Annotated in this window: 18 protein-coding genes; 8 read left to right on the forward strand and 10 right to left on the reverse strand. The window is 71.9% G+C overall.

What is annotated here, in order from left to right:
- Positions 1–4 precede the first annotated feature (4 nt).
- The 6 genes from epsI to ACWA7K_RS04630 are packed head-to-tail and all read left to right on the forward strand — an operon-like array spanning position 5 to position 6,661.
- A complete protein-coding gene (gene epsI, locus ACWA7K_RS04605; RefSeq protein ID WP_456166087.1) occupies positions 5–703 on the forward strand; it encodes an exosortase-associated protein EpsI, B-type in 699 nt (232 codons plus the stop codon).
- Positions 700–2,154 carry a lipopolysaccharide biosynthesis protein gene (locus ACWA7K_RS04610; RefSeq protein WP_456166089.1) on the forward strand — a complete coding sequence of 485 codons (1,455 nt, stop codon included), beginning with the start codon at positions 700–702 and terminating at the stop codon, positions 2,152–2,154. The genes epsI and ACWA7K_RS04610 overlap by 4 nt, the downstream gene beginning before the upstream one ends.
- Positions 2,147–3,583 (forward strand): O-antigen ligase family protein, encoded by a 1,437-nt coding sequence (locus ACWA7K_RS04615; RefSeq protein WP_456166091.1) that lies wholly within the window; start codon positions 2,147–2,149, stop codon positions 3,581–3,583. The genes ACWA7K_RS04610 and ACWA7K_RS04615 overlap by 8 nt, the downstream gene beginning before the upstream one ends.
- A complete protein-coding gene (locus ACWA7K_RS04620; protein ID WP_456166093.1) occupies positions 3,580–4,545 on the forward strand; it encodes a glycosyltransferase family 2 protein in 966 nt (321 codons plus the stop codon). Before ACWA7K_RS04615 ends, ACWA7K_RS04620 begins: the two co-directional genes overlap by 4 nt.
- Entirely contained in the window at positions 4,542–5,450 is a 909-nt protein-coding gene (locus ACWA7K_RS04625; RefSeq protein ID WP_456166095.1) for a glycosyltransferase family 2 protein, read from the forward strand. The genes ACWA7K_RS04620 and ACWA7K_RS04625 overlap by 4 nt, the downstream gene beginning before the upstream one ends.
- On the forward strand, positions 5,447–6,661 hold the full coding sequence (locus ACWA7K_RS04630) for a GH39 family glycosyl hydrolase (protein ID WP_456166097.1): 1,215 nt from the start codon (positions 5,447–5,449) through the stop codon (positions 6,659–6,661). The genes ACWA7K_RS04625 and ACWA7K_RS04630 overlap by 4 nt, the downstream gene beginning before the upstream one ends.
- Before the next feature lie 36 nt (positions 6,662–6,697).
- On the opposite strand, the gene ACWA7K_RS04635 is transcribed toward ACWA7K_RS04630, so the two are convergent.
- From ACWA7K_RS04635 to ACWA7K_RS04645, 3 genes are read right to left on the reverse strand one after another with little or no spacing between them, the layout of a single operon-like run.
- A complete protein-coding gene (locus ACWA7K_RS04635) occupies positions 6,698–7,837 on the reverse strand; it encodes a glycosyltransferase family 4 protein (RefSeq protein WP_456166099.1) in 1,140 nt (379 codons plus the stop codon).
- Positions 7,834–8,631, reverse strand: a complete 798-nt coding sequence (locus tag ACWA7K_RS04640; protein WP_456166101.1) for a WecB/TagA/CpsF family glycosyltransferase — start codon at positions 8,629–8,631, stop codon at positions 7,834–7,836. Before ACWA7K_RS04640 ends, ACWA7K_RS04635 begins: the two co-directional genes overlap by 4 nt.
- Positions 8,632–8,674: 43 nt before the next feature.
- Complete coding sequence (locus ACWA7K_RS04645) at positions 8,675–11,383, reverse strand: patatin-like phospholipase family protein (protein ID WP_456166103.1); 2,709 nt, start codon at positions 11,381–11,383, stop codon at positions 8,675–8,677.
- A 332-nt stretch (positions 11,384–11,715) separates the two neighbouring features.
- Here ACWA7K_RS04645 and ACWA7K_RS04650 point away from each other — a divergent pair, with 332 nt between their 5' ends.
- Complete coding sequence (locus tag ACWA7K_RS04650; RefSeq protein WP_456166105.1) at positions 11,716–13,038, forward strand: UDP-glucose dehydrogenase family protein; 1,323 nt, start codon at positions 11,716–11,718, stop codon at positions 13,036–13,038.
- 2 nt (positions 13,039–13,040) lie between these two features.
- Here ACWA7K_RS04650 and ACWA7K_RS04655 read toward each other — a convergent pair whose 3' ends face one another.
- The 7 genes from ACWA7K_RS04655 to metG form a co-directional block, all read right to left on the reverse strand.
- Entirely contained in the window at positions 13,041–13,631 is a 591-nt protein-coding gene (locus ACWA7K_RS04655; RefSeq protein ID WP_456166107.1) for a CZB domain-containing protein, read from the reverse strand.
- Between the two features lie 161 nt (positions 13,632–13,792).
- Positions 13,793–14,974, reverse strand: coding sequence for an MFS transporter (locus ACWA7K_RS04660; protein ID WP_456166109.1), 1,182 nt, complete (start codon positions 14,972–14,974; stop codon positions 13,793–13,795).
- 64 nt (positions 14,975–15,038) lie between these two features.
- On the reverse strand, positions 15,039–17,114 hold the full coding sequence (locus tag ACWA7K_RS04665) for a putative bifunctional diguanylate cyclase/phosphodiesterase (protein WP_456166111.1): 2,076 nt from the start codon (positions 17,112–17,114) through the stop codon (positions 15,039–15,041).
- Between the two features lie 182 nt (positions 17,115–17,296).
- The gene (locus tag ACWA7K_RS04670) at positions 17,297–18,223 is read right to left on the reverse strand and encodes a segregation and condensation protein A (RefSeq protein WP_456166113.1); all 927 of its coding nucleotides are present in this window, start codon (positions 18,221–18,223) and stop codon (positions 17,297–17,299) included.
- Entirely contained in the window at positions 18,220–18,420 is a 201-nt protein-coding gene (locus ACWA7K_RS04675; RefSeq protein ID WP_456166115.1) for a DUF3460 family protein, read from the reverse strand. The genes ACWA7K_RS04670 and ACWA7K_RS04675 overlap by 4 nt, the downstream gene beginning before the upstream one ends.
- Positions 18,421–18,491: 71 nt before the next feature.
- Entirely contained in the window at positions 18,492–19,268 is a 777-nt protein-coding gene (locus tag ACWA7K_RS04680; RefSeq protein ID WP_456166117.1) for a YoaK family protein, read from the reverse strand.
- Between the two features lie 43 nt (positions 19,269–19,311).
- Positions 19,312–21,387, reverse strand: coding sequence for a methionine--tRNA ligase (gene metG, locus ACWA7K_RS04685; RefSeq protein ID WP_456166119.1), 2,076 nt, complete (start codon positions 21,385–21,387; stop codon positions 19,312–19,314).
- Between the two features lie 109 nt (positions 21,388–21,496).
- Here metG and ACWA7K_RS04690 point away from each other — a divergent pair, with 109 nt between their 5' ends.
- Positions 21,497–22,558: a dienelactone hydrolase family protein gene (locus ACWA7K_RS04690; protein ID WP_456166121.1), complete on the forward strand. Its 1,062-nt coding sequence runs from the start codon at positions 21,497–21,499 to the stop codon at positions 22,556–22,558.

Genomic DNA, 22,558 nt, shown 5'->3' on the forward strand with positions numbered 1-22,558 from the left:
CACCGTGGCCGACCGCACCGGACCGTTAACGCTGCGCCGGACCAGCCTCGTGCTGGCGCTGGCGATGGTGCTGGACGCCGCGCTGGCGGTGCGCCTGAAGCCGACCCGCTACCTGGCCGACAGCCGAGCGCCGGGCTCGATCGACGCGGCCATCCCGGCCACCTTCGGCGACTGGCAGCAGCTGCGCCAGGCCGGCGGCGTGGTCAACCCGCAGCAGCGCCAGGCGCTCGACGCGCTCTACGCCGAGCTGGTCACGCGCAGCTATGCCGATGCGGCGGGGCAGCGCGTCATGCTGTCGATCGCCTACGGCCGCAACCAGAACGACAGCTTCCAGGTCCACCGGCCGGAGGTCTGCTACCCGGCCCAGGGCTTCCAGCTGCTGAGCGTGCAGGACGGCCAGATCGACACGCCGCAGGGCGCCATCCCGGTGCGCCGCATCGAGAGCCGGCTGGGCGCGCAGCGGCCCGAGCCGGTGACCTACTGGACCACGCTGGGCGACCACGCGGTGCGGTCGAGCGTCGACAAGAAGCTGCGCGAGGTCGAGTACGCGATGCAGGGCCTGATCGCCGACGGGCTGGTGTTCCGCGTCTCGACGATCGATGCCGACAGCGCCCGCGCCTTCCGGGTCCAGGACGCCTTCATCGCGCAGCTGCTGGCGGGCGTCGACGCGCAGGCCCGGCGGCGTCTGGCGGGCCTGCCATGAGCCCTGGCAACCTGGGTCAGCGCAGCGTCGCGGCGGTCGCCTGGGGCGGCGGCGGCACCGCCGTGCGGCTGCTGCTGCAGCTGGGCACGCAGGTGCTGCTGGCGCGGCTGCTCGGTCCGGCCGAATACGGCGTGTTCGCGATCGGCGCGATCGTGGTCGCCTTCGCGACCTTCTTCTCGGACGTCGGGCTGGCCTACGGGCTGATCCAGAAGGCCGAGGTCGACGACCGCGACATCCGCTTCGTGCTGACCTGGCAGGCGCTGCTGGGCGGCGTCGTCACGCTGGCGGTGGTGGCGCTGGCGCCGTGGCTGGCGCGTTTCTTCGACGAGCCGCGCGCCGGCCCGGTCATCGCGGCGCTGGCGGCGCTGGCCCTGCTGAACGCGCTGACGGCGCCGTCGCTGAACCTGCTGAAGCGGCGGCTGGACTTCCGCCGCATCCAGATCGCCCAGGTGCTGAGCTACGTCGCCGGCTACGTGCTGGTCGGCATCCCGATGGCGCTGGCCGGGCAGGGCGTGTGGGCGCTGACCTGTTCGTGGCTGGTGCAGGGCGGCTGCAACCTGGTGCTGATGTACGGCGCGACGCGCCATCCGTTGCGCCCGCTGCTCTGGTATCCGCAGGGCCGCAGCCAGTTCGCCTACGGCTCGGTCGTGTTCGCCACCAACTTCGTCAACTGGGTCATCAACAACGCCGACCGGGTGATCGTCGGGCGCTTCATGAGCAGCCGCGACGTCGGCCTCTACGCCACCGCCTGCAACCTGCTGGCGACGCCGTCGTCGGCGCTGCTGGGCGTCCTGCAGCCGGTGTTCTTCTCGGCCTCGTCGCGTGTGGCCGACGACCGCGAGCGGCTGGTGCGCGGCTACCTGACGCTGCTGTCGGCCTTCGCGGTCTTCCTGCTGCCGGCCTTCGTGGTGCTGTTCGTCGTCGCGCGCGACCTGGTCGCGCTGCTCTACGGCCCGGCCTGGCGCGAGGTCGGCCCGCTGCTGCAGGTGGTGGCGCTGTCGATGCCCTTCTTCATCCTCTGGGGCCTGACCACGCCGATGCTGTGGACCGGTGGGCGGGCGCGCAGCGAGGTGCTGATCCAGCTGCCGATCGCCCTGCTGTGGATCGGCGCCTGCCTGCTGGCCGCGCGCCACTCGCTGGCCCATGTCGCCGTGGCGGTGCTGCTGCTGAACGTGCTGCGCTGTGGCGTCGGCGTGGTGGCCGTCTGCCGGCTGCTGGAGATCGGGCTGGCGCGGGTCGGCCGGGCGCTCGGCGGCGGGCTGCTGCTGGCGCTGGCGATGGGGCTGCTGCTGCAAGGCCTGTCGACCGCCCTGGCCGGGCTGGCGGCATGGCGCCTGGCGCTGGTGCCGCTGGCGGCACTGGCGATCTGGGGCCTGTTGCTGACGTGGCGGCCGACGCTGCTGGACGAGGGCGTGCGCACGCTGCTGGCACGGAGGCTGCGCCATGCCTGACCTGCAGCTGCTGATCGCCTGGGTCGTCGGCCTGCTGGTCGCCTTCGGCGCCGCCGTCGCGCTGGTGCTGGCGATGGCCGGGCTGCTGCACGCCGAAGGCGCGCTGCGGCGCTGGCGCCACGTCGTCATCGTGCCGCTGCTGGTCGCGGGCGTGTCGCTCAGCGGCCTGCTGTCCGGCCGCGACCTGCGCGCCGTCAACGACATGCTGGACGGGCCCGGCGTGGGCGGCACGCTGACCACGCTGATGAACATGGGGCTGCGGCTGATCACCGTCGCGCTGGTGCTGATGGCGCTGGCGGCCGTCGTGGCCAGCCGGTTCCACCGTCACCGCCACGCCCGACCTGCCGCGTCCGACCTTCCGGCGCTCGATCCGGCCGGCGGGGCGCGCTGGCTGCTGGCCAGCTTCTGGCTCTACGTCGCCGCCAACGCGATCGTCAACGCGGCCTTCGGCGCCTTCCCGGCCTTCAGCCACAACGCGCTCTACCTGCCGGTGGTCGTGCTGTCGCTCTACCTGGCGCGCGGACGGCCGCTGGCCGAGCTGCTGGTGCCGGCGAAATGGGCCCTGGCGGCCATGATGGTGCTGGGCCTGCTGGCGGCGGCGCTGAAGCCGGAACTGGCGATCCAGCCCGGCTACAAGGGCCTGCTGCCGGGGCTGGGCTTCCGCTTCTGGGGCGTCGGCTCCAGCCCCAACAGCACCGGGCCGCTGGCGCTGCTGGTGATGCTGCTGGAGGTCCACCAGCCCGCGCCGCGACGCTGGCAGCGCGTGCTGCTGCTGCTGCTGGGCGGCGTCGTGCTGCTGCTGTCGCAGTCCAAGACGACCTGGGGCGTGGCGCTGGCGGTCGTGCCCATCCTCCACCTGTACCGGCGCGGCGAGCAGGCCGGCCGCGGCGGACCGGGGCTGGGCGAGCTGGCCGCCGTGTTCATCGGCCTGGCGCTGCTGGCGACCGGGCTGGCGGCGGGGCTGCTGGGGGGCATCGGCAATGCCATGTCGAACATGGCCGATCCGGTGGCCGCCAACGATGTCCAGACCCTGACCGGCCGGACCCGCATCTGGGACGCCGCGCTGGCGGCCTGGCAGCTCAACCCGTGGTTCGGCTACGGCCCGACCGCCTGGGGCCTGGAACACCGCATCGCGCTGGGCATGCCGTTCGCGGTGTCGGCCCACAACCAGTTCCTGCAGTCGCTCAGCGCCGCCGGCATCCTCGGGCTGGCGACGCTGCTGGTCCACCTGGTGCTGCTGGCCGGGCTGCTGGTGCGGCGGCGGCGCGAGACCCGCGGGCTGTCGCTGGCGCTGCTGCTGTTCCTGCTGATCCGCTGCGCCACCGAGACGCCGCTGCCGGTCGGCACGATGTTCAACGGCGACGTCATCGCGCTGCTGCTGATGCTGCAGGTCGCGTGGTCGAGTCCGCCGCGCCGGGCCGAGGCATGACGGCCACGCCGGTCCCGACCTTCACGGTCGTCGTGCCGCTGCACGACAAGGCCGGGCTGGTGTCGCGTGCGCTGCGTTCGGTGCTGGCGCAGACCTGGCCGGCGCTGGAGCTGATCGTGGTCGACGACGGCTCGACCGATGCCGGCCCGGCCGAGGTCACCGCGCTGACCACCGGCTGGCCCGGCCCGCCGGTGCAACGGGTGCGGCAGGCCAATGCCGGTGTCGCGGTGGCGCGCAACCGCGGCATCGCGCTGGCGCGCGGCGAGTTCGTCGCCTTCCTCGATGCCGACGACGCCTGGCTGCCCGGCCACCTGGCCGCGCTGGCGGACCTGGCGCTGCAGTACCCCGACGCCGGCTTCCTGGCGGCCGGCTACCGGCGCGTCTGGCCGGACGGCCGCAGCCGCGACGAGGGCCTGCCGCAGCAGCCGGCCGGCGCGCGGCTGCGCGTGCCCGACTTCTTCGCGGCCTGGTGCCGCCACGCCTGCACCCACACCAACTCGATCGCCGTGCGGCGCACCGTGCTGGCGGCGTTGCCGACCGCCTTTCCGCCGGGCGAGCGGCTGGGCGAGGACCAGGACCTGTGGTTCCGGCTGGCCGAGACCACGCCGCTGGCCTACGTCAACCAGGTCCAGTCGATCTACCACCTCGACGTGCCCGGCAGCGCCTGCACGACGGCCGGACAGGTGCTGGACCTCTTGCCGTGTTACGAGCGCCTGGCCCGGCGTGTGGCCAGCGGCGAGACACCGGCGGCGCTGCGCCCATCGGCGCGCCGCCTGCTGGCCAGCCACCGCCTGAACGTGGCCCGCGCCCGCGCCGAGGCCGGACGGCCGCGCGACGCCTGGGCCTTGCTGCTGGACCGCCGCGCGCTGCACCAGCCGGTCTACTGGTGCCGGACCGCCGCATGGCTGGTCGGTCGTTCGTTCGGCATCGGCAGTGGCGGCAACGGCAGGGCCACGCGATGAGCGCCGTGCGGCTCTCGCTGGTGATGGCCAGCGTCGGGCGGGCCGACGAGGTCGGCCGGCTGCTGGACTCGCTGCTGGCGCAGACGGCCGGCGGCATCGAGTGGATCGTGGCCGACCAGAACGCGGATGACCGGCTGCGGCCGCACCTCGATCGCGCCCGGGACGCCGGCCTGCCGGTGCAGCACCTGCGGCTGGCGCGGCCCAACCTGTCGGCCGCCCGCAATGCCGGCATCGCCGTGGCACGCGGGCGCTGGGTCGCGTTCCCGGACGACGACTGCTGGTACGAGCCCGACACGGTCGCGCAGCTGCTGGACGTGCTGGCGCGCCAGCCCGGTTGGCAAGGCGCGGTGATCGACTGGGTCGAGCAGAGCCGCTCGCATGCGCAGCCTTCCGGACACGCGGTCGACGCCGACGCAGACCCCCGGCTGAGCCTGCCGGCCTGGCGCCGCTTCCGGGGCGGTGACGCCAGCTCGATCGCGCTGGTGCTGGACGCGGCGCTGCTGCGCACGCTCGGCGGCTTCGACGAACGCCTGGGCGTGGGCCAGCGTTACGGCGCCGCCGAGGAAACGGACCTGGTGCTGCGGGCGCTGGCGGCCGGCGCGGTGATCGGCCGGGTGCCGCAGGCGCGGGTCCACCACCATCACCCCGGACAGCAGCCGCCGCGCGAGGTCGACTGGCGCCGCTGGCGTCAGGCGATGGCGCGTGGCCGTGGCACCGGCGCGCTCTACGCCAAGCACCGGCTGGCCTGGGCCGTGCGGCTGCGCGGTCTGGTCGGGCCGTCCTGGCAGGCCTGTCGCGCCGGGCAAGGCTGGCCAGGGCTATGGCTGGCGCTGGCGACGGCAGCCGGCCGGCTGCAAGGGGCGCTGTCGTGGTGGTGGTCGATGCGCGACGGGGCCGGGCGATGACACGCGGCTGGTTGCATGGGATCGCCGCCGTCGCGCTGGCGCTGGGGCTCGTGGCGTCGGCGTTCACGCAACCCTCGCCGCCCGCGCTGCCCGCGCGCTTCACCCCCGACTTCTTCGGCCTGAACCTGTCCCGCCCGGACGCTGCCGCGCCGTGGCCCGACATCCCCTTCGGCGCCTGGCGGCTGTGGGACGCGCAGGTGGCGTGGCCGCAGCTGGAGCCCGAGAAGGGCCGCTGGGACTTCACGCTGCTGGACCGGCTGGTCGACGAGGCGCAGCGCCACCAGGTCCGGCTGATGCTGGTGCTGGCGCAGTCGCCGCCCTGGGCCTCGGCCCGGCCCGGCGAGGCCAGCGCCTACCGCCCGGGCTACGCCGCCGAGCCGGCCCGGCTGGCCGACTGGACCGACTACGTGCGCAGCGTCGCGACCCGCTACCGGGGTCGCATCGCCGAGTACCAGGTCTGGAACGAACCGAGCGACCGCTCGCACTACACCGGCACGGTCGAGCAGCTCGTCGAGCTGACCTGCAGCGCCCGCCAGGTGATCCGCCAGGTCGACCCGGCCGCGCGGCTGGTCTCGGCCGGCTCGGCCGGGCCGGGGCGGCATGTGCAGTACCTCGACGACTTCCTGTCGCGCGGCGGTGCCGGCTGCATCGACGTGGTCTCGCACCACTTCTACGTGCCCCGGCTGGCGCCCGAGGCGATGGTGCCGATCGTGCGCGAGGTCCGCCGCGTGATGGCCAAGAACCGCGTCGCCCACCTGCCGCTGTGGAGCACCGAGGTCGGCTGGTGGCTGGCCCACGAGGACGCCACGCCCGACCACGCGATGGTCGCGCGCGGTGGCTGGCGCAAGCTGGCGCTGGGCGACGAGACCTTTGCCCACCTGACCCGCGCGCACCTGCTGGCCCGCGCCGAAGGGGTCGAGCGGCTCTACTGGTACGCGTGGCGCAACGTCTATGGCTGGGGGCTGGCCGAACGGGCGTCGGGGCTGGCCAAGCCGGGCGTCGACCGCTGGGGTCGGCTCGCGCAGGCGCTGCAGGGCGGCACGCTGCGCTCGTGTGGCGTCGAGGCCGGCGTGCGCCGCTGCCAGGTCGAGCAACCGGGCCAGGGGCTGGAGATCGGCTGGCAGGACGTCGACGCCGCGCCGCGCGAAGGGCCGGGCGCGCTGCCGTATCCGGCGGCGGCGGTGCCGCGCGTCGAACGCCTGCCGCGCTGAATCGTCTGGCCGCGCATGGCCGCGCACGGCCTCGCCTCAGGCCCGCAGCGCCCGTTCGATGCCGTCGGCGAAGTGCTCGACCATGCGCGCGAGCGTGTAGCGCGCGCTGTCGGCCAGGGCCTGTTCGCGCATCGCCTGCAGGCGCGGCGCGTCCTGCAGCAGCGCGACGACGGCGGCAGCGTGGCGGGCCGGGTCGTCGGTCAGCATCAGGCCGTTGCGGCCGTGTTCGAGGTAGGCGACCTCGGGCGAGTGGCGGGCGTTGTCGGTCGTCACCATCACCAGGCCGGCGCAGAAGGCGTCGACGATGTGCAGGCCGACCAGGCCGGGGTTCAGCATCACGTCGGCCATGCGGAACAGCCGCGCCTTGTCGCGGCCGGTGCGCACGCCGGTCAGGTGCAGCCAGGGCCGGCTGTTGGCGGCCTCGCGCAGCAGCGGCATCGACGGGCCGTCGCCGATGACGATCAGCGTGAAGCCGGGAAGCTGCGCGCGGATGCGGTCGGCCACGTCGATCAGCAGGTCGAGCCGCTTGTCCGGGTAGAGCGAGCCGCAGAACACCGCCGTCGGCGCGCCGTCGGGCAGGCCCAGCGCGACGCGGCCGGCGCGGATCTCGGCCTCGCTCCACGCCGCCAGGTCGGCCTTGAAGCCGTCGCTGTCGATCGCGTTGTCCAGCTGCGTGATGCGCTCGCGCGGGTAGCCGGCCTGTTCGAGGATCGCCGTCGTCGCGGCGGTGTAGCTGAACCACCAGTCGACCCGGCACAGCATCAGGCTCTTCCAGCGCTCGCGCCAGCCGGTCGGCGCCACGCTCTGGAAGTTGCGGCCGTGGCCCCAGTAGGCGACCTTGCGACGCCGCCACAGCCGGCTCAGCAGCAGCGGGTAGTTCGACAGGATGCGGTTCTCCTGCATCGTCACGACCAGCGCGGCGTCGCGGGCGGCCGGCGGCAGGGGCTGCCAGATCCAGTCGCGCTCGCCGATCTCCCAGACCCGGTTGCGCACCACCCGGGCCCAGTCCAGCCGGCCCTCGTCGCGCTTGACCTGTTCGCGCCGCGTCGCCTGGCCGTGCACCAGCACCAGCTCGATGCCGCGTGCCGCGCAGGCCTGCCGCAGCTGCTCGAACAGCTGCACGCGGTAGTGCAGCAGGCGGTACTGCAACAGGGCGACGCGGGGTGGCGGGTTCATTTCGGTCGGGGCTGCCGCAGCAGCTGGCGGGCCGTGTGGAGCACGAAGCGGCTGTTGGTCGACAGGTAGCGGCGCCACAGCCGGCGCGGATCGCTGGCCAGCCGGTGCAGCCATTCGAGGCCGTGTTCGCGCATCCAGAGCGGTGCGCGCGCGACGCTGCCGGCGTGGAAGTCGAAGGCCGCGCCGACGCCGACCATCACGGCGTGGACGCGGCCGCGGTGGTCGGCCATCCAGCGTTCCTGCTTCGGGCAGCCGAGGCCGACCCAGACCGTGCCGGCGCCGCTGGCGTTGATCTGCCCGACCAGCGCGGCGTCCTCGTCGTCGGTCATGGGCCGGAACGGTGGCGACACCGCCCCGGCGATGCGCAGCGCGGGCCAGCGTTCGAGCAGCCGCGTCTGCAAGCGCGCGAGCGTGGCCGGCGTGCCGCCGAGCAGGAAGACGGGTTCGCCGATCGCGGCGGCGTGGGCGCAGCAGTCGAGCATCAGCTCGGGCCCGCTGACGCGGACCTGGCCGTGTGCGCCGAGCCGCCGCATGACCCAGGCGACCGGCGCGCCGTCGGGCGTGCGCAGGTCGGCCGCCTGCAGCGCCTGGGCATGGCGCGGGTCCTGGCGGGCGGTCACCAGCGAATGGGCGTTGCAGACCGCGACGACCCGGCTGCTGCGCATCGCCGACCAGCCGGCGATGCGGCGCACCGCCTCGTCAGGCGTCAGCACGTGCATCGGCAGGTCGAGCACGGGCAGCGTGGCGGGCGGGGTGACGTCGGGGCTGACGTGCAGGGTCGGAGGCAAGGTCATCGGGTCGCGGGGCAGGCGGCCCGGATTGTCCGCGCCGCCGTGCTCAGGCCGCCGCCGGCGCGGGCTGGTTCAGCGTGATCCATTCCCCCAGTCGCCGATAACTCTCGAACTGCGCCTCGTCGAAGAACTGGTCGGCGGTCGACTGGTGCGGGAAGGCCTTGCCGGGCTTGTCGTGGGTGCGGGCGTAGTGCAGCACGTCGAGCGGCTCCTCGCCGGTCAGCACCGGCTTGATGTAGACCAGCGTGCCGTCCGGCGGCGCGGCCACGCCGGGCGGGCGCGGCACCCGGCTGTAGTCGATGCGGGCCTGCGTGATCGCGCGGGCCTTGGCATCGAGCGTCTTGCCGGCCTCGGGCTTGGGCAGCGGGTGATCGGGGTCGAAGACGATCTCGACGCCGAAGTCGACCCGGACCTTGCGGATCGCCTCGTGCAGGTCGTCGTAGGCGTAGTCCGGGTCGCAGCCGGCGTCGACCACGACGATGCGGCGGCAGTGCCGGCGCACCATCTCGTACAGGCCGAGGTTCTCGAAGTGGCCGCCGTCGGAGAGGTAGACGAAGTCGCGGTCCTCGCTGGTCGCACCGGCGGCCTCGCGCAGCAGGTCGGGCAGGCCGAAGAAGGGCTCCTGGCGTCGCCAGATGCGGCCCTTCTCGGTCCGCGGGTTGGGCAGCCACCAGCCCAGCCGGGCGTTGAACAGCGTCATCAGGAAGGCCACCAGGCGGGCCGTGTGGTAGCCCATGTTGGGCGACGCGGCGGCGCCGGAGATCGTCATCGCGCGGCCCAGCGTCAGCCCCAGGCGGCCGCCGTAGCGCCAGGTCGGCGCATGGCCCAGGCGGTCGTTGCCGCAGTGCAGCGGCGTCATCGTGAACGAGGCTGCCTTGCGCTGCTGCCATTCCAGCCGGCCGCCCGAAGGCTTGACCAGGTTCAGCGCCACGTTGACGACCGGGAACAGCCGCCGCTCGTCGGGCGGGCGCGGGCCTTCGGGCGGATGGGCCAGCTCGGCCAGCAGGATGTTGTCGCGCGGGTCGAAGCCGGTGAACCAGTGCGGCCGGCGCTGTTCCCGGGTCGCGCCCAGGAAGGCGCGCTGCAGCCGGTTGCCGTACATGTTGTGCAGCGAGAAGGTGTTGACGCCGACGACGGCCGACATCGCCAGGCCGAAACCGGCCAGCACCGCCAGCGCGCCCAGCAGCAGCTCGACGTCCGATTCCTCCAGCACGGTCTGGTAGGTCACGGCCGCCCGCATCGACAGCGGCACGGGTTCGGGCGCGCTGGCGGCCTTGGCCTGGGCGCGTTCGGCGGCCGCTTCCTGCTGCCAGGCCCGTGCGCCGGCCACGCTGGCATCGAGCTGGCCGGTGCGGACCAGCGCATCGGCCAACCGCAGCGAGCACGACAGCGCGTAGCTCAGCGCCAGCACCAGCGCGAGGGTCGACACCAGCGCGCCCAGGTCCAGCAGCCGGGTGCCCGTGCGTTCGACCAGCGACAGCGCCTGCGTGCGCACGGTCGCGCCGTGTTTGCTCCAGTAGCCCGCCAGCGTGGTCGCCAGGCCGATCAGCGCGGCACCGGCCCCTGCCGTCTGCGGCCCCAGGCCGAGCTGCAGCGCGGGCGTCTCCAGCAGCCAGACCGGCAGGTGCAGCACCAGGATCGCCGCGACCAGCCAGGCCAGGCCCGCGCCCAGCCACCAGGCGGCGGCGCGGGCCCACCACTCGCGGTCCTGCTCGCTGGTGCAGCGCGCCGACAGGCCGACGTGGCAGGTCATGCCGACCCAGAACACCACCAGCAGCGTGGGCACCGACAGCGTCGCGTACCAGGCCGGCGTCAGGTCGGCGCCCTGTATCACCGCGCCGTACAGCACCATGCCGCCAGCCACGCCGCTGGCGACCATGAAGGCGAGGTCGAGCACCAGGATGCCCCAGCCGTGCCGGCGCAGGCCTTGCCCGCGTGCGCGCCGCCAGCCCAGTCCGACGACGACGCCCAGCGCGTGCGCGATGACGCTGTAGAGCATCAGCCGCGCCATGCCGTCCTCGGTCGAGACGACCTGCCAGCGCGCCGACCAGCTCAGCAGCACGGCCGAAGCCAGCAGCGCGCCCAGGCAGAACAGCCGGGCCCGGTCGGGCGGATCGCGTGGCGGCATCTCGCCGGGCAGGTCGGCCACCATGTAGGCGATCGCCACGATCAGCAGCGCGACGCCGGCCCACAGCGTTGCGGCCTGCAGCCAGGCGGGCACGGCGTAGCCGTTGACCATCGCCATCATCAGCCGGGGCAGCAGCAGCGCGGCGGCCAGCATCGGCATGACGACGAGCCAGTGCAGCGTCAGGTTGCGCAGGAAGATGGCGGCCAGCGACAGGCTGTCGGTCGACAGGCCACGCACGGGGCTCAGGTAGTTCGCGTAGGCGCGCAGCCGGTGTACCGGCTCGGGTTCGGCGCGGCTGCCGTGTTCGGCGCCGGCCAGCGCGGCGCTGACCTCGGCCAGCGAGCGGTGGCGGATCCAGCTGCTCAGCCAGCTGCCGATGTAGCCGCCGCCCGACACCGTCGACAGGTAGTGGAAGCTGGCCAGCTCGCCACGCCGGGCCAGCGCCTGCAGCACGCCCAGGCTGAAGGTGGCGCTGCGGATGCCGCCGCCCGACAGGCACAGCGCGGTCAGGGCCTCGGGCTGGCCGTCGGCGCCGGCGGCCGGCACGCCCAGCCATTGCCGCTCGGCGGCGATCACCGTGTCGATGTCGCAGGCGGCGGGTGCCGCGCGGTTGTCGTCGCTGCTCATGGCCTGTCTCCCGTCGCGCCGCGCCCGATCTGCGGGATCTGCGGAATCTGCGCAAGCGCGCTCGCTTCGGATAATGCGGTGCAGCGGGCTGTGCGGCATCGTCCCGGCGACGGGCGAAACGGGCCTCCTGCCCTGGAAATCGACCGCTCCGTGTCGGCTGTCACGCCACACCCGCGTGCGCCTCGTGCTGCGGTGCGTCATCGGTCGGTCATCGAGGCGACGGCATCATGACGGGCTCGCGACGCGGCAGCGTCCGGCCGGTCACGACCGCAGGAAGATTCCCGCCAGAGTCCCGCAAGAGTCACGAGAGCTTTCCCAGAGGAAAAACGCACATGAAAGTCACTGTCATCGGCACCGGCTACGTCGGACTCGTCAGCGGGGCCTGCCTGTCGGAGATGGGCAACCACGTGCTGTGCCTGGATCTGGACGAACGCAAGATCCGCATCCTGCTGGACGGCGAGATCCCCATCCACGAGCCCGGGCTGGAAGAGCTGGTGCGGCGCAACGTGGCGGCTGGCCGGCTGGAGTTCACGACCGATGTCGCCCGCGCCGTGGCGCACGGCACGATCCAGTTCCTGGCCGTCGGCACGCCGCCCGACGAGGATGGTTCGGCCGACCTGAAGTACGTGCTGGCGGCGGCCCGCAACATCGGCCGCACGATGACCGACTACAAGGTCGTGGTCGACAAGAGCACCGTGCCGGTCGGCACCGGCGACAAGGTCCGCGCGGTGATCGACGAGGAGCTGGCGCGGCGCGGCATGAAGCTCGACTTCGCGGTCTGCTCCAACCCCGAGTTCCTCAAGGAAGGCGCGGCGGTCAAGGACTTCATGAGCCCCGACCGGGTCGTGCTGGGGGCCGAGGACGAACGCGCGATCCTGCTGATGCGCGCCCTCTACGCGCCGTTCGTGCGCAACCGCGAGCGGATGATGCTGATGGACATCCGCAGCGCCGAGTTCACCAAGTACGCCGCCAACGCGATGCTGGCCACGCGGATCAGCTTCATGAACGAGCTGTCGCGGCTGGCCGAGAAGGTCGGCGCCGACATCGAGCTGGTCCGCAAGGGCATCGGCTCGGACCCGCGCATCGGCACCCACTTCCTCTATGCCGGCGTCGGCTACGGCGGCAGCTGTTTCCCGAAGGACGTCAAGGCGCTGGCCCGCACCGCCGCCGACAACGGGGTGCCCAGCAAGCTGCTCGATGCCGTCGAGGCCGTCAACGAGGAGCAGAAGACGGTGCTGCTGCGCAAGGTCGTGGCGCAGTACGGCGAGGACCTCACCGGCCGCACCTTCGCGGTCTGGGGCCTGTCCTTCAAGCCCAACACCGACGACATGCGCGAGGCCCCGAGCCGCGTGCTGATCGAGGCCCTGCTGGCGCGCGGTGCGCGGGTGAAGGCCTATGACCCGGTCGCCACCGAGGAAGCGCGGCGGGTGCTGCCCGAGGGCGAATCGCTGCAGTTCGCGGCCAGTGCGATGCAGGCGCTCGAAGGGGCCGACGCGCTGCTGATCGTCACCGAGTGGCGCGAGTTCCGCACGCCCGACTTCGACGCCATCCGCGAGGCGCTGAAGGACCGGCTGGTGTTCGACGGCCGCAACCTGTACGAGCCGGAGCTGATCCGCAGCTTCGGGCTCGACTACCGCTGCATCGGCCGGCCCTGAGCTCAGGCCATCAGTCGCGCGCCGGGGTGGCGCGCGGCATGCACCGCCGGATGGGCGGCGTCGAGCTCGTCCAGCCCGCTGAACTGGCTGACGCTGACACGCCCGCCGCGGTCCAGGAAGAACTGCGCCAGCTGGGCGCGCACCTGCTCGGCGTAACGCGCGTACAGGCCGACGTGCATCATCGCGCGCGCCTCACGCAGGTGACCGGCGCGCTGCAGTTCCAGCACATCGGCGGCGGCCAGGTGCAGGTTGCGGTGGCTGACGATCAGGCGGCGGTAGGCGGGCAGGGCGCCGTAGAGCATGTAGCCGTCGCCATGCAGCCAGCGGCCCAGCCGGCCGGTGTCGCAGCGGCGGATCAGGCGGATGTCGAGGCGGGGATCGTCCTGGCCTTCCAGCGCGGCTTCCAGCTTGCGCGTCAAGGCGCCGTGGGCGCGCATCGCGGTGCCGAAGTCCATGCCGTCGGCGCAGCGCATCTCGCTGGGGCGGGAAGGGTTCGCCGGCAGGGTCTCGGCGTCATCGATGGCTTGCCGATCGAGCGGGTCCAGCAGATACAAGCGTGCGGCGATGCTGGCAAGACCGTCGAGCAAGCTCATGTCGAATCCCTCGAATCTGTAAAGTTGGCCCCTGAAACAGGGGGTGGCAACAAGATACAAATTGTGTATTACAGGCTGACGCGAAACTTGCAGACCGAGAACGATTTCAGCGCCTGACAAGCCGATCCGTGGCGTCCGGCGCATTGACATGTGTCAATGGTTCAGGATCCGTCCAGCTTTTGTCGAATCTTGCCGAGCCACACGATCGCGGCCCCGAGCAGCAGCAGCGGCACCAGCGTGGCCGCGTTCATGGCCTGCCAGCCACCGCGCACGACCAGCGCGCCGGAACCGAAGGCGGTCAGCGTCATGACGACGTAGACCCAGAAGTCCAGCCCGGCCTGCGCGGTGGTGCGTTCCTCGGGCCGGTAGCACTCGGTCGCCAGCGCGGTGCCGCCGATGTAGAGGAAGTTCCAGCCCAGCCCCAGCACGAACAGCGCCACCAGGAAGTGCGGCAGGTCGACCCCCGACAGCGCCACCGCCACGCAGGCGATGTTCAGCGCCAGGCCGGCGCTGAGGATGCGCACGGTGCCGAACCGCTTGATCAGGTTGCCGGTGAAGAAGCTCGGCACGAACATGCCCAGCACGTGCCACTCCAGCACCAGCGCGGCGTCCTTGAAGGGCAGGCCGCACTGCGACATCGCGATCGGCGTGGCCGACATCAGCAGGTTCATGACGCCGTAGCCCATCGAGCAGGCGGCGATGGCGACGATGAACTTCGGCTGCCGGGCGATCTCGCGCAGCGGCCGGCCGCGTGCCACGCTGCCATCGGCGGCCAGCGGCGCGGCGATGACCGGGAAGCGGATGAACTGCATCACGCCGATGCCGGCGGCGGCCAGCCCCATCAGCGCCAGGTAGGGGCCGACGAAGGGCACCACCAGGGCCTCGCGCGTGGCGTTGGCCAGGTTGGGGCCGACGACGGCGCCGACGATGCCGGCGGCCAGCACCCACGAGATCGCCTTCTCCTTCGCTGATGGCTCGACCAGCTCGGCCGCCGCGAAGCGGTAGAGCGAGGCGTTGGCGTTGAAGTAGCCGTTGATCAGCGTGGCCGTGCAGAGCAGCCAGAAGCTGCCGATCCAGGCCGCCCACCCGGCCAGCCCGGCAGCGCCCATGCCCACCAGCAGACCGAGCTGGAAGGTGCGGCGGCGGCCCCAGGCACGCTGGTGACGCGCCACCAGCGGCGTGGCCAGCGCACCGCCCGCGACATAGGCGGCGATCGGCAGCGTGGCCAGGAAGGGAGACGGCGCCAGGCTCAGTCCGAGCAGGCCGTTGACGGCGACCAGCGTCACGTTGGTCGACAGGAACAGGCCTTGGCAGATCGCCAGCAGCAGCAGTTGGGAGTTCATCGCGCACCCGGGTCCGAAGAAGGGCGGCAGTGTACGGGCGGGGGTTTGCAGCGGCGTCTGCGTCTCACGCCGGCAGCAGATCCAGCGGCGCCGGCTCGCTCGGTGCCGGCAGGCTGCGGGCACGCGACATCGGCAGGCCGCCGGCCACCCGGTCGCGCAGCAGCGCGGCGATGGTCAGGCTGTCCTGCGCCTGGGCATAGAGGTAGCCCTGGGCGATGTCGCAGTCGTGTTCGGCCAGGAAGGCCATCTGCTCTTCGGACTCGACGCCCTCGGCGACGACCGGCAGGCCCAGCCCGTGGGCCAGCGCGATGGTCGCGCGCACGATCGCCGCGCCGTTCGGGTCGCGGCTGATGTCGCGCACGAAGCTCGGGTCGATCTTGATCTGGTCGACACGGAAGTTCTTCAGGTGCGACAGCGACGAGAAGCCGGTGCCGAAGTCGTCCATCGAGACCTGCACGCCCATCGCGCGCAGTTCGGCCAGCAGGCTGCGCAGCTGGCCGAGGTCGGCCATGGCGGTCGACTCGGTGACCTCGATCTTCAGCAGCCCGGCGGCGACGCGGTGTTCGGCCAGCGCCTCGGCGACCACCGTCACCAGGCGGCGGTCCAGGCACTGGCGGGTCGACACGTTGACCGACACCGGCACCAGCGGCAGGCCCTGGGCGCGCCAGCGGGCGAGCTGGCCGATGGCCTCGCGCACGACCCATTCGCCGATGTGCAGGATCAGCGAGGTCTCCTCGGTCACCGGCAGGAAACGCGCCGGCCGCCACAGCGAGCCGTCGGGCTGGCGCCAGCGCAGCAGGGCTTCCAGCCCGACCACCTGGCCGCTGCGCAGGTCGACCTGCGGCTGGTAATGCAGCACGAAGCTGTTCTGCTCCAGCGCGTGGCGCAGGCGGGTCTCCAGCGCCAGCCATTCGCGCGTCCAGGCCGGCATCTCGCTGGCGTAGAACTCGAAGCGGCGACCGCCGCGTGCCTTGCCGCGGTACATCGCGGTGTCGGCCATCGCCAGCAGCTTGTCGGCGGCCTGGCCGTCTTGCGGCGTCATCGCGATGCCGATGCTGCAGCCGCAGGCCACCTCGATCGCGCCGGTCTCGGCCGACTCGATGCGGATCTCGCGCGTGACCGCGTCGATCATCTGCGCCGCCCGGGCGGCCACCACCTCGCGGTCATGGGCGTCCTCCAGCAGCACGACGAACTCGTCGCCACCCCAGCGCGCCAGCGTGTCGTGGGCGCGCAGGCAGCGCTGCAGCCGTCCGGCGACGGTGCGCAGCACCTCGTCGCCGTGGCGGTGGCCCAGGCTGTCGTTGATGCGCTTGAAGCGGTCCAGGTCGATGAACAGGATCGCCACGTGGCGGTGACCGGCATTGGCGCCCAGCACCGCCTGTTGCAGCCGGTCGCTCAGCAGCGCGCGGTTGGGCAGGCCGGTCAGCGCGTCATGGGTCGCATCCCGCTGCAGGCGTTCGGCGCTGGCGAGCTGGTCGGTCACGTCCGACAGGGCCAGCACGACCGCGATGACCCGGCCGCCCTGGTCGGTCGGCAGGCGGCTGTCGGGGGCCGCGCGGGAGGCCACCGGAGTGGCCGCGCCAACCTGCTCGAACACGGGGCTTGCGACCACCTGCACGCGCCGATCGCCGGCCGCCGTCGCCAGACGCAGGGCTTCGCCGACCCGCACGACGCGGCGCGTGGTGCGGCAGCGTTCGAGCGCCTCGGCCAGGGTCTGCGCGTCATCGGCCTGCCAGGGCAGGGCCCGCACGACGGAATGGCCCAGCAGCTGCATCGCCGGCTGGTCGCACAGCTTCTCGGCGCTCGGGTTCAGGTAGCGCAGGCGGTCGGACGGGTCGACCGTCAGCACGCCGTCGGTGATGGCCTGCAGCGTCGCATTGGCCCGGCTGCGTTCGTGGCGCAGCGCACGCCGGGCCAGCCGCAGCTCGCGGTTGCGGCTCAGCACGGCGGCCAGCGCGATGCCCAGCGTCAGGCCGACGGTGGGGATCCAGACATGGCCCAGCCACAGGGTCAGCGCGCTGACCAGCGCCGCCACCCACCACAGGCGCTGCAGGCGGCGCCAGACCTGCACCGGCCACGGTCGGTCGGTCGGGCCGGAGCGGCGCGATGACGGGGCGGAAGAGGGACGGTTGCGGGACATCTGCGGGTCGATTTCCTGAAGCGCAGATTAACCGTCCGGGGCATGGCAGGAACCGTTCAGCCCTTGGAGGGATTGCCGGTTTTTTCACAAAAAGACATTCCGCATCGCCTGCTGTCGTTGACTCACGCCTCGACGTCTGGATGGGAAAAACCGCCATTCCATCGGGCCTGTCGGCCGGTGGCTCAGTCGCTGAGCCTGTCTGGCGCCAGCAGGGCCTCGTCCGAGTCGGCCGGCGCGGACTCGATCGCCGTGGCCTGGTAGGCCAGCCGGACGTAGATCGGCGCGAAGGCCTCGGCCTGGGTGATCTCCAGCAGCCGTTCGCGCGCGAGTTCCAGCATCGCGATGAAGGTCACGACGACGACCTGGGTGCCCTGGCCGGTCTCGAACAGGTCCTGGAACTCGACGAAACGGCGGCCCTGCAGGCGGCGCAGCAGCAGGCTCATGTGCTCGCGCACCGACAGCTGCTCGCGGCTGATGCGGTGGTGTTCGGTGAGCCTGGCGCGCTTGAGCACGTCGGCCCAGGCGTCGCGCAGCTCGGCCAGGCCGACCTCCGGCCAGCGCGGTTCGAGCGACTGCTCGATCGTGACCTCGGCGCGCAGGAAGTCGCGGCCCAGCACCGGCAGCTGGTCGAGCCGGGCGGCCCCCAGCTTGATGCGCTCGTACTCCAGCAGGCGGCGGACCAGCTCGGCGCGCGGGTCCTGGACCTCGTCCTGACCGGCCACCTTCTTCGGCGGCAGCAGCATGCGCGACTTGATCTCGATGAGCATCGCCGCCATCAGCAGGTACTCGGCCGCCAGTTCGAGGTTGTGCTCGCGGATCTGGTCGACGTAGTCGAGGTACTGCCTCGTCACATCCGCCATCGGGATGTCGAGGATGTTGAAGTTCTGCTTGCGGATCAGGTAGAGCAGCAGGTCCAGCGGGCCCTGGAAGGTCTCCAGGAAGACCTCCAGCGCATCCGGCGGGATGTAGAGGTCCTGCGGCATCGAGAACAGCGGCTCGCCGTAGAGGCGCGCCACCGCGACGTGGTCGATCACGTCCGGTGCGCTGTCCCCCAGGGTCTGCGCCTTCTCCGCCAGGGCGGCGGCGCCGTTCTCGGTGTGCTCGCTCAAGCCTTGGTCTGGTAGACGTAGGGCTGCTGGGGCACGCGGGCGTCCTTGAAGTCGGACTCGGCGACGTGGTCGATCGGACGATCCCACAGCAGGCCGCGGCCTTCACGCTGACGCGACTCCAGCTTCGGGTCCTGCTGCTTGAGCGACTCGATGAACTGGGTCGTCTCGGACTTGTAGTGCTTCCAGAAGAGCGGCATGGCGGTCCTGGCCCGGGGAGGGCGGGCAGTCGTTGGAGAAAACCCGCGATTTTAGGGCGAGGGCGCCGCCGTCAGGCTGACGGCCGGTGCGGCGCGCGCAGATCGTCCAGCACCGGCAGCGCGGCCAGGACGACCAGCGCCAGCGCCAGCGGCACGGTGGCGATGAAGCCGAAGTGCTTGAAGGCCAGGGCCCCGCTCAGCCCGCCGACGAAGAACAGCCCGACGATCAGGGCCAGCAGCGCCAGCCGGTCGCGGTTGGCGAGCACCGGCCCGAGGCCGGGATCGACCGGCGCGGCGCGGTTCCAGTACACCAGCCGACCCAGCTCGATGCCCAGGTCGGTGATCAGGCCGGTCATGTGCGTGGTGCGGATCTCGGCCTGCGAGATCTTGGTCACCACCGCGTTCTGCAGCCCCATGATGAAACACAGCAGCAGCACCGTGGCGGGCAGCAGCGCCTGCGTGCCGACATGGGCCGACCAGTGCGCCAGCGTGCCGCCGATCAGCCCGAAGACGAGCAGCAGCAGGGCCTCCAGCAGCAGCGCCAGCGCGTACTCGCTGTGCATGGCACGCCTTCTGGCCCAGTTCGTCAGGATCGCGGTCACCATCGCCCCGCCGATGAAGGCCAGCAGCGCGAGGAATCCGGCGCCGGCCGCCAGCCAGGCGCCCAGCACCAGGTCATCGGCCACGGCCGAGACCACGCCGGTCATGTGCGAGGTGTAGCGCTGGACGGCCAGGAAGCCGCCCGCGTTGATGGCACCGGCGTTGAACGCCAGCAGCGCACCCAGGCGCCGGTTGGCGGTCCGGGTGCGGTGTCGGCCGGTGAGGCCGCGCAGGAAGGCGCCGGGCATCGCCGCGCGTGGAGGGCGTCGGGGTCGCTGCGGCCGGGTGCGCTCAGCGCACCCGCATGCCGGGGACGGCGCCGGCGTGCGGCTCCAGCACGAACAGGCCCGGGACGGCCTTGCCGTCGGCGTGGCTGGCCGCCAGCACCATGCCTTCGCTGACGCCGAACTTCATCTTGCGCGGCGCGAGGTTGGCGACCATCACGGTCAGCTTGCCTTCCAGGTCCTCGGGCTTGTAGGCGCTGCGGATGCCGCTGAAGACGTTGCGGGTGCGGCCCTCGCCGACGTCCAGCGTCAGGCGCAGCAGCTTGTCCGAGCCGTCTACCGTCTCGGCCTTGACGATGCGGGCGATGCGCAGGTCGATCTTCGAGAAGTCGTCGATGCCGATCGTGTCGGCGATGTCCTCGCCGCCGGGCACGACCTTCTCGACCACCGGAGCGGGCGGCTCGAACAGGGCGTCCAGCATCTTCGGGTCGACCCGTTGCAGCAGGTGGGCATAGGCGCCGATGGTGTGTTCGCCCAGGCGCCGGCCGGCGTCGGCGAAGGTCAGCGGCTCGACCTTCAGGAAGGCCTCGACCTGCTCGACCACGCCGGGCAGCACCGGCTTGAGGTAGATCGTCAGCAGCCGGAAGGCCTCGATGCAGACGGTGCAGACGTCGTGCAGCACGGCGTCCTGGCCGGCCAGCTTGGCGAGTTCCCAGGGCTTGTTGCGGTCGACGTATTCGTTGACCCGGTCGGCCAGCGCCATGATCTCGCGCAGCGCCTTGCCGAACTCGCGGCTCTCGTAGAGCTGCGTGATGGTGTCGCGATGGGCCTGCAGGCCGTCAAGCAGCACGTTGCCCTCGACACCGACCTCGCCGGAGAGCCTGCCGCCGAAGCGCTTGGACAGGAAGCCGGCCGCGCGCGAGGCGATGTTCACGTACTTGCCGACCAGGTCCGAGTTGACGCGGCTGGTGAAGTCCTCGGCATTGAAGTCGATGTCCTCGACCCGCGCGTTGAGCTTGGCGGCGATGTAGTAGCGCAGCCAGTGCGGGTCCATGCCCAGGCTCAGGTACTTCAGCGGATCCAGGCCAGTGCCGCGGCTCTTGCTCATCTTCTCGCCGTTGTTGACGGTCATGAAGCCGTGCACGAACACGTTGGTCGGCGTCTTGCGGCCGCTGAAGTGCAGCGTGGCCGGCCAGAACAGCGTGTGGAAGTAGGTGATGTCCTTGCCGATGAAGTGGTACTGCTCGACCGCCGGATCGGCGATGAACGCGGCGTAGTCGCGCGTCTCGCCGTACCGGCGCTGCGGACCGCCCTTGTCGAAGTAGTTCTTCAGCGAGGCGAGGTAGCCGATCGGCGCATCGAGCCAGACGTAGAAGTACTTGCCCGGCGCGTCCGGGATCTCGATGCCGAAGTAGGGCGCGTCGCGGCTGATGTCCCAGTCGCCCAGGCCGCCCTGGCCGTTCTCGTCCTTCGTGAACCACTCGCGGATCTTGTTGATCACCTCGGTCTGCAGCTTGCCGGACTCCTGCGTCCACTGCTGCAGGAACTCGACGCAGCGCGGGTCGCTGAGCTTGAAGAAGTGGTGGTCGCTGGTGCGCAGCACCGGCGTGGCGCCCGACAGCGCCGAGTACGGGTTCTTCAGCTCGGTGGGGCTGTAGACCGCGCCGCACGATTCGCAGGAATCGCCGTACTGGTCCTTGGTGCCGCACTTCGGGCACTCGCCCTTGATGAAGCGGTCGGGCAGGAACATGCCCTTCTCGGGGTCGTAGAACTGCTCGATCGGGCGGACCTCGATCAGGCCGTTGTCGCGCAGGCCGCGGTAGATGTCCTGGGCCAGCTCGTGGTTCTCGATGCCGTCGGTCGAATGCCAGTTGTCGAACGAGATGCGGAAGCCGTCGAGGTATTCCTGGCGGCCCGCCGCGATGTCGGCGACGAACTGCTGCGGCGTCTTGCCGGCCTTCTCGGCCGCGATCATGATCGGCGCGCCGTGGGCGTCGTCGGCCCCGACGAAGTGGACCTGGTGACCCATCAGCCGCTGGAACCGCACCCAGATGTCGGCCTGGATGTATTCCATGATGTGGCCGATGTGGAACTTGCCGTTGGCATAGGGCAGGGCGGTCGTGACGAAGAGCTGGCGGGTCATGGTGATGGCTCGGACTGCGCGGGGAAGGGCGGGATTCTAGGGACTGCTGGACGGGCCGCCGGCCTGCCCCTTAACCTCGGCAGCACCTGTTCCGACACGAGGCCCGACCATGTTGCCGCCCCCCCTGAACCGCTGGCTGTCGACCATCCTGACGGGTCTGCTGACCCTCTTGCTGACCGGCCTGGCCATCCCCGCGCAGGCGGCCGATCCGGTCGCCGTGACCGACTTCAGCGCCGGCCCGGGCAATGGCGTCTACGCCTTCCCCAGCCGCACGCCGCGCACCTTGCCCGACCTGCTGCGGGGCCAGGGCGAGGCGGCCCAGCCGGTCGGCCACCTGTTCCTGCCGGCCGACACCGGCCAGGGCAAGGTCGGCGCGGTGGTCTTCATCCACGGCTCGGGCGGCGTCTACGACGCGATGCTGGGCCACTGGCCGAAGGCGTTCAACGGTGCCGGACTGGCGCTGTTCGCGCTCGACATGTTCGGCCCGCGCGGCGTGCGCAGCACCGCAGAGGACCAGTCGCAGGTGCCGTTCGCGGCCGATCTGGCCGATGGCTACGCGGCGCTGCGGCTGCTGGCCACGCACCCGCGCATCGACCCGGCGCGCATCGCCGTGCTGGGCACCTCGCGCGGCGGCATCGCGGCATGGCGGCTGGCGGGGCAGCGCATCACCACCAGCCAGAAGCTGCCCGACGGCCTGCGCTACGCGGCCCACGTCATGCTCTATGCCGGCGGCTGCAGCGGCGGCTTCCGGCAGGTCGTGCGACCGGGCGTGTTCGGCCCGGCGCCGATGCTGTGGGTCCACGGCGAGGCCGATGACTACACGCCGATCGGCCCGTGCCGCGAGTACGCCGGCCTGATCGCGCAGGCCGGCACGCCGGTCGAGTTCGTCGCGCTGCCCGGGGCGCAGCACAAGTTCGATGCCGACGACACCCGCAACATCCTGGTCCGCGGGGCCCAGCGCACGCGTGAGGACTGCCCGCTGCAGTTCGACGTCGACACCCTGTCCTGGAGCGACCGCCAGACCGGCGAGCGCCTGAGCCTGGAGGCGATGACCGAGGTCAACCGCAGCCGCTGCAGCGCGCTCGGCGCCCACGTGCAGGGCGACCGGGCCGCGCGTGACGAGGCCACGCGGGCCGTGCTGGCCTTCCTGGCGAAGCTCTACGCGAAGTGA

Source organism: Leptothrix mechoopdaensis (SeqCode), from assembly GCF_053893855.1.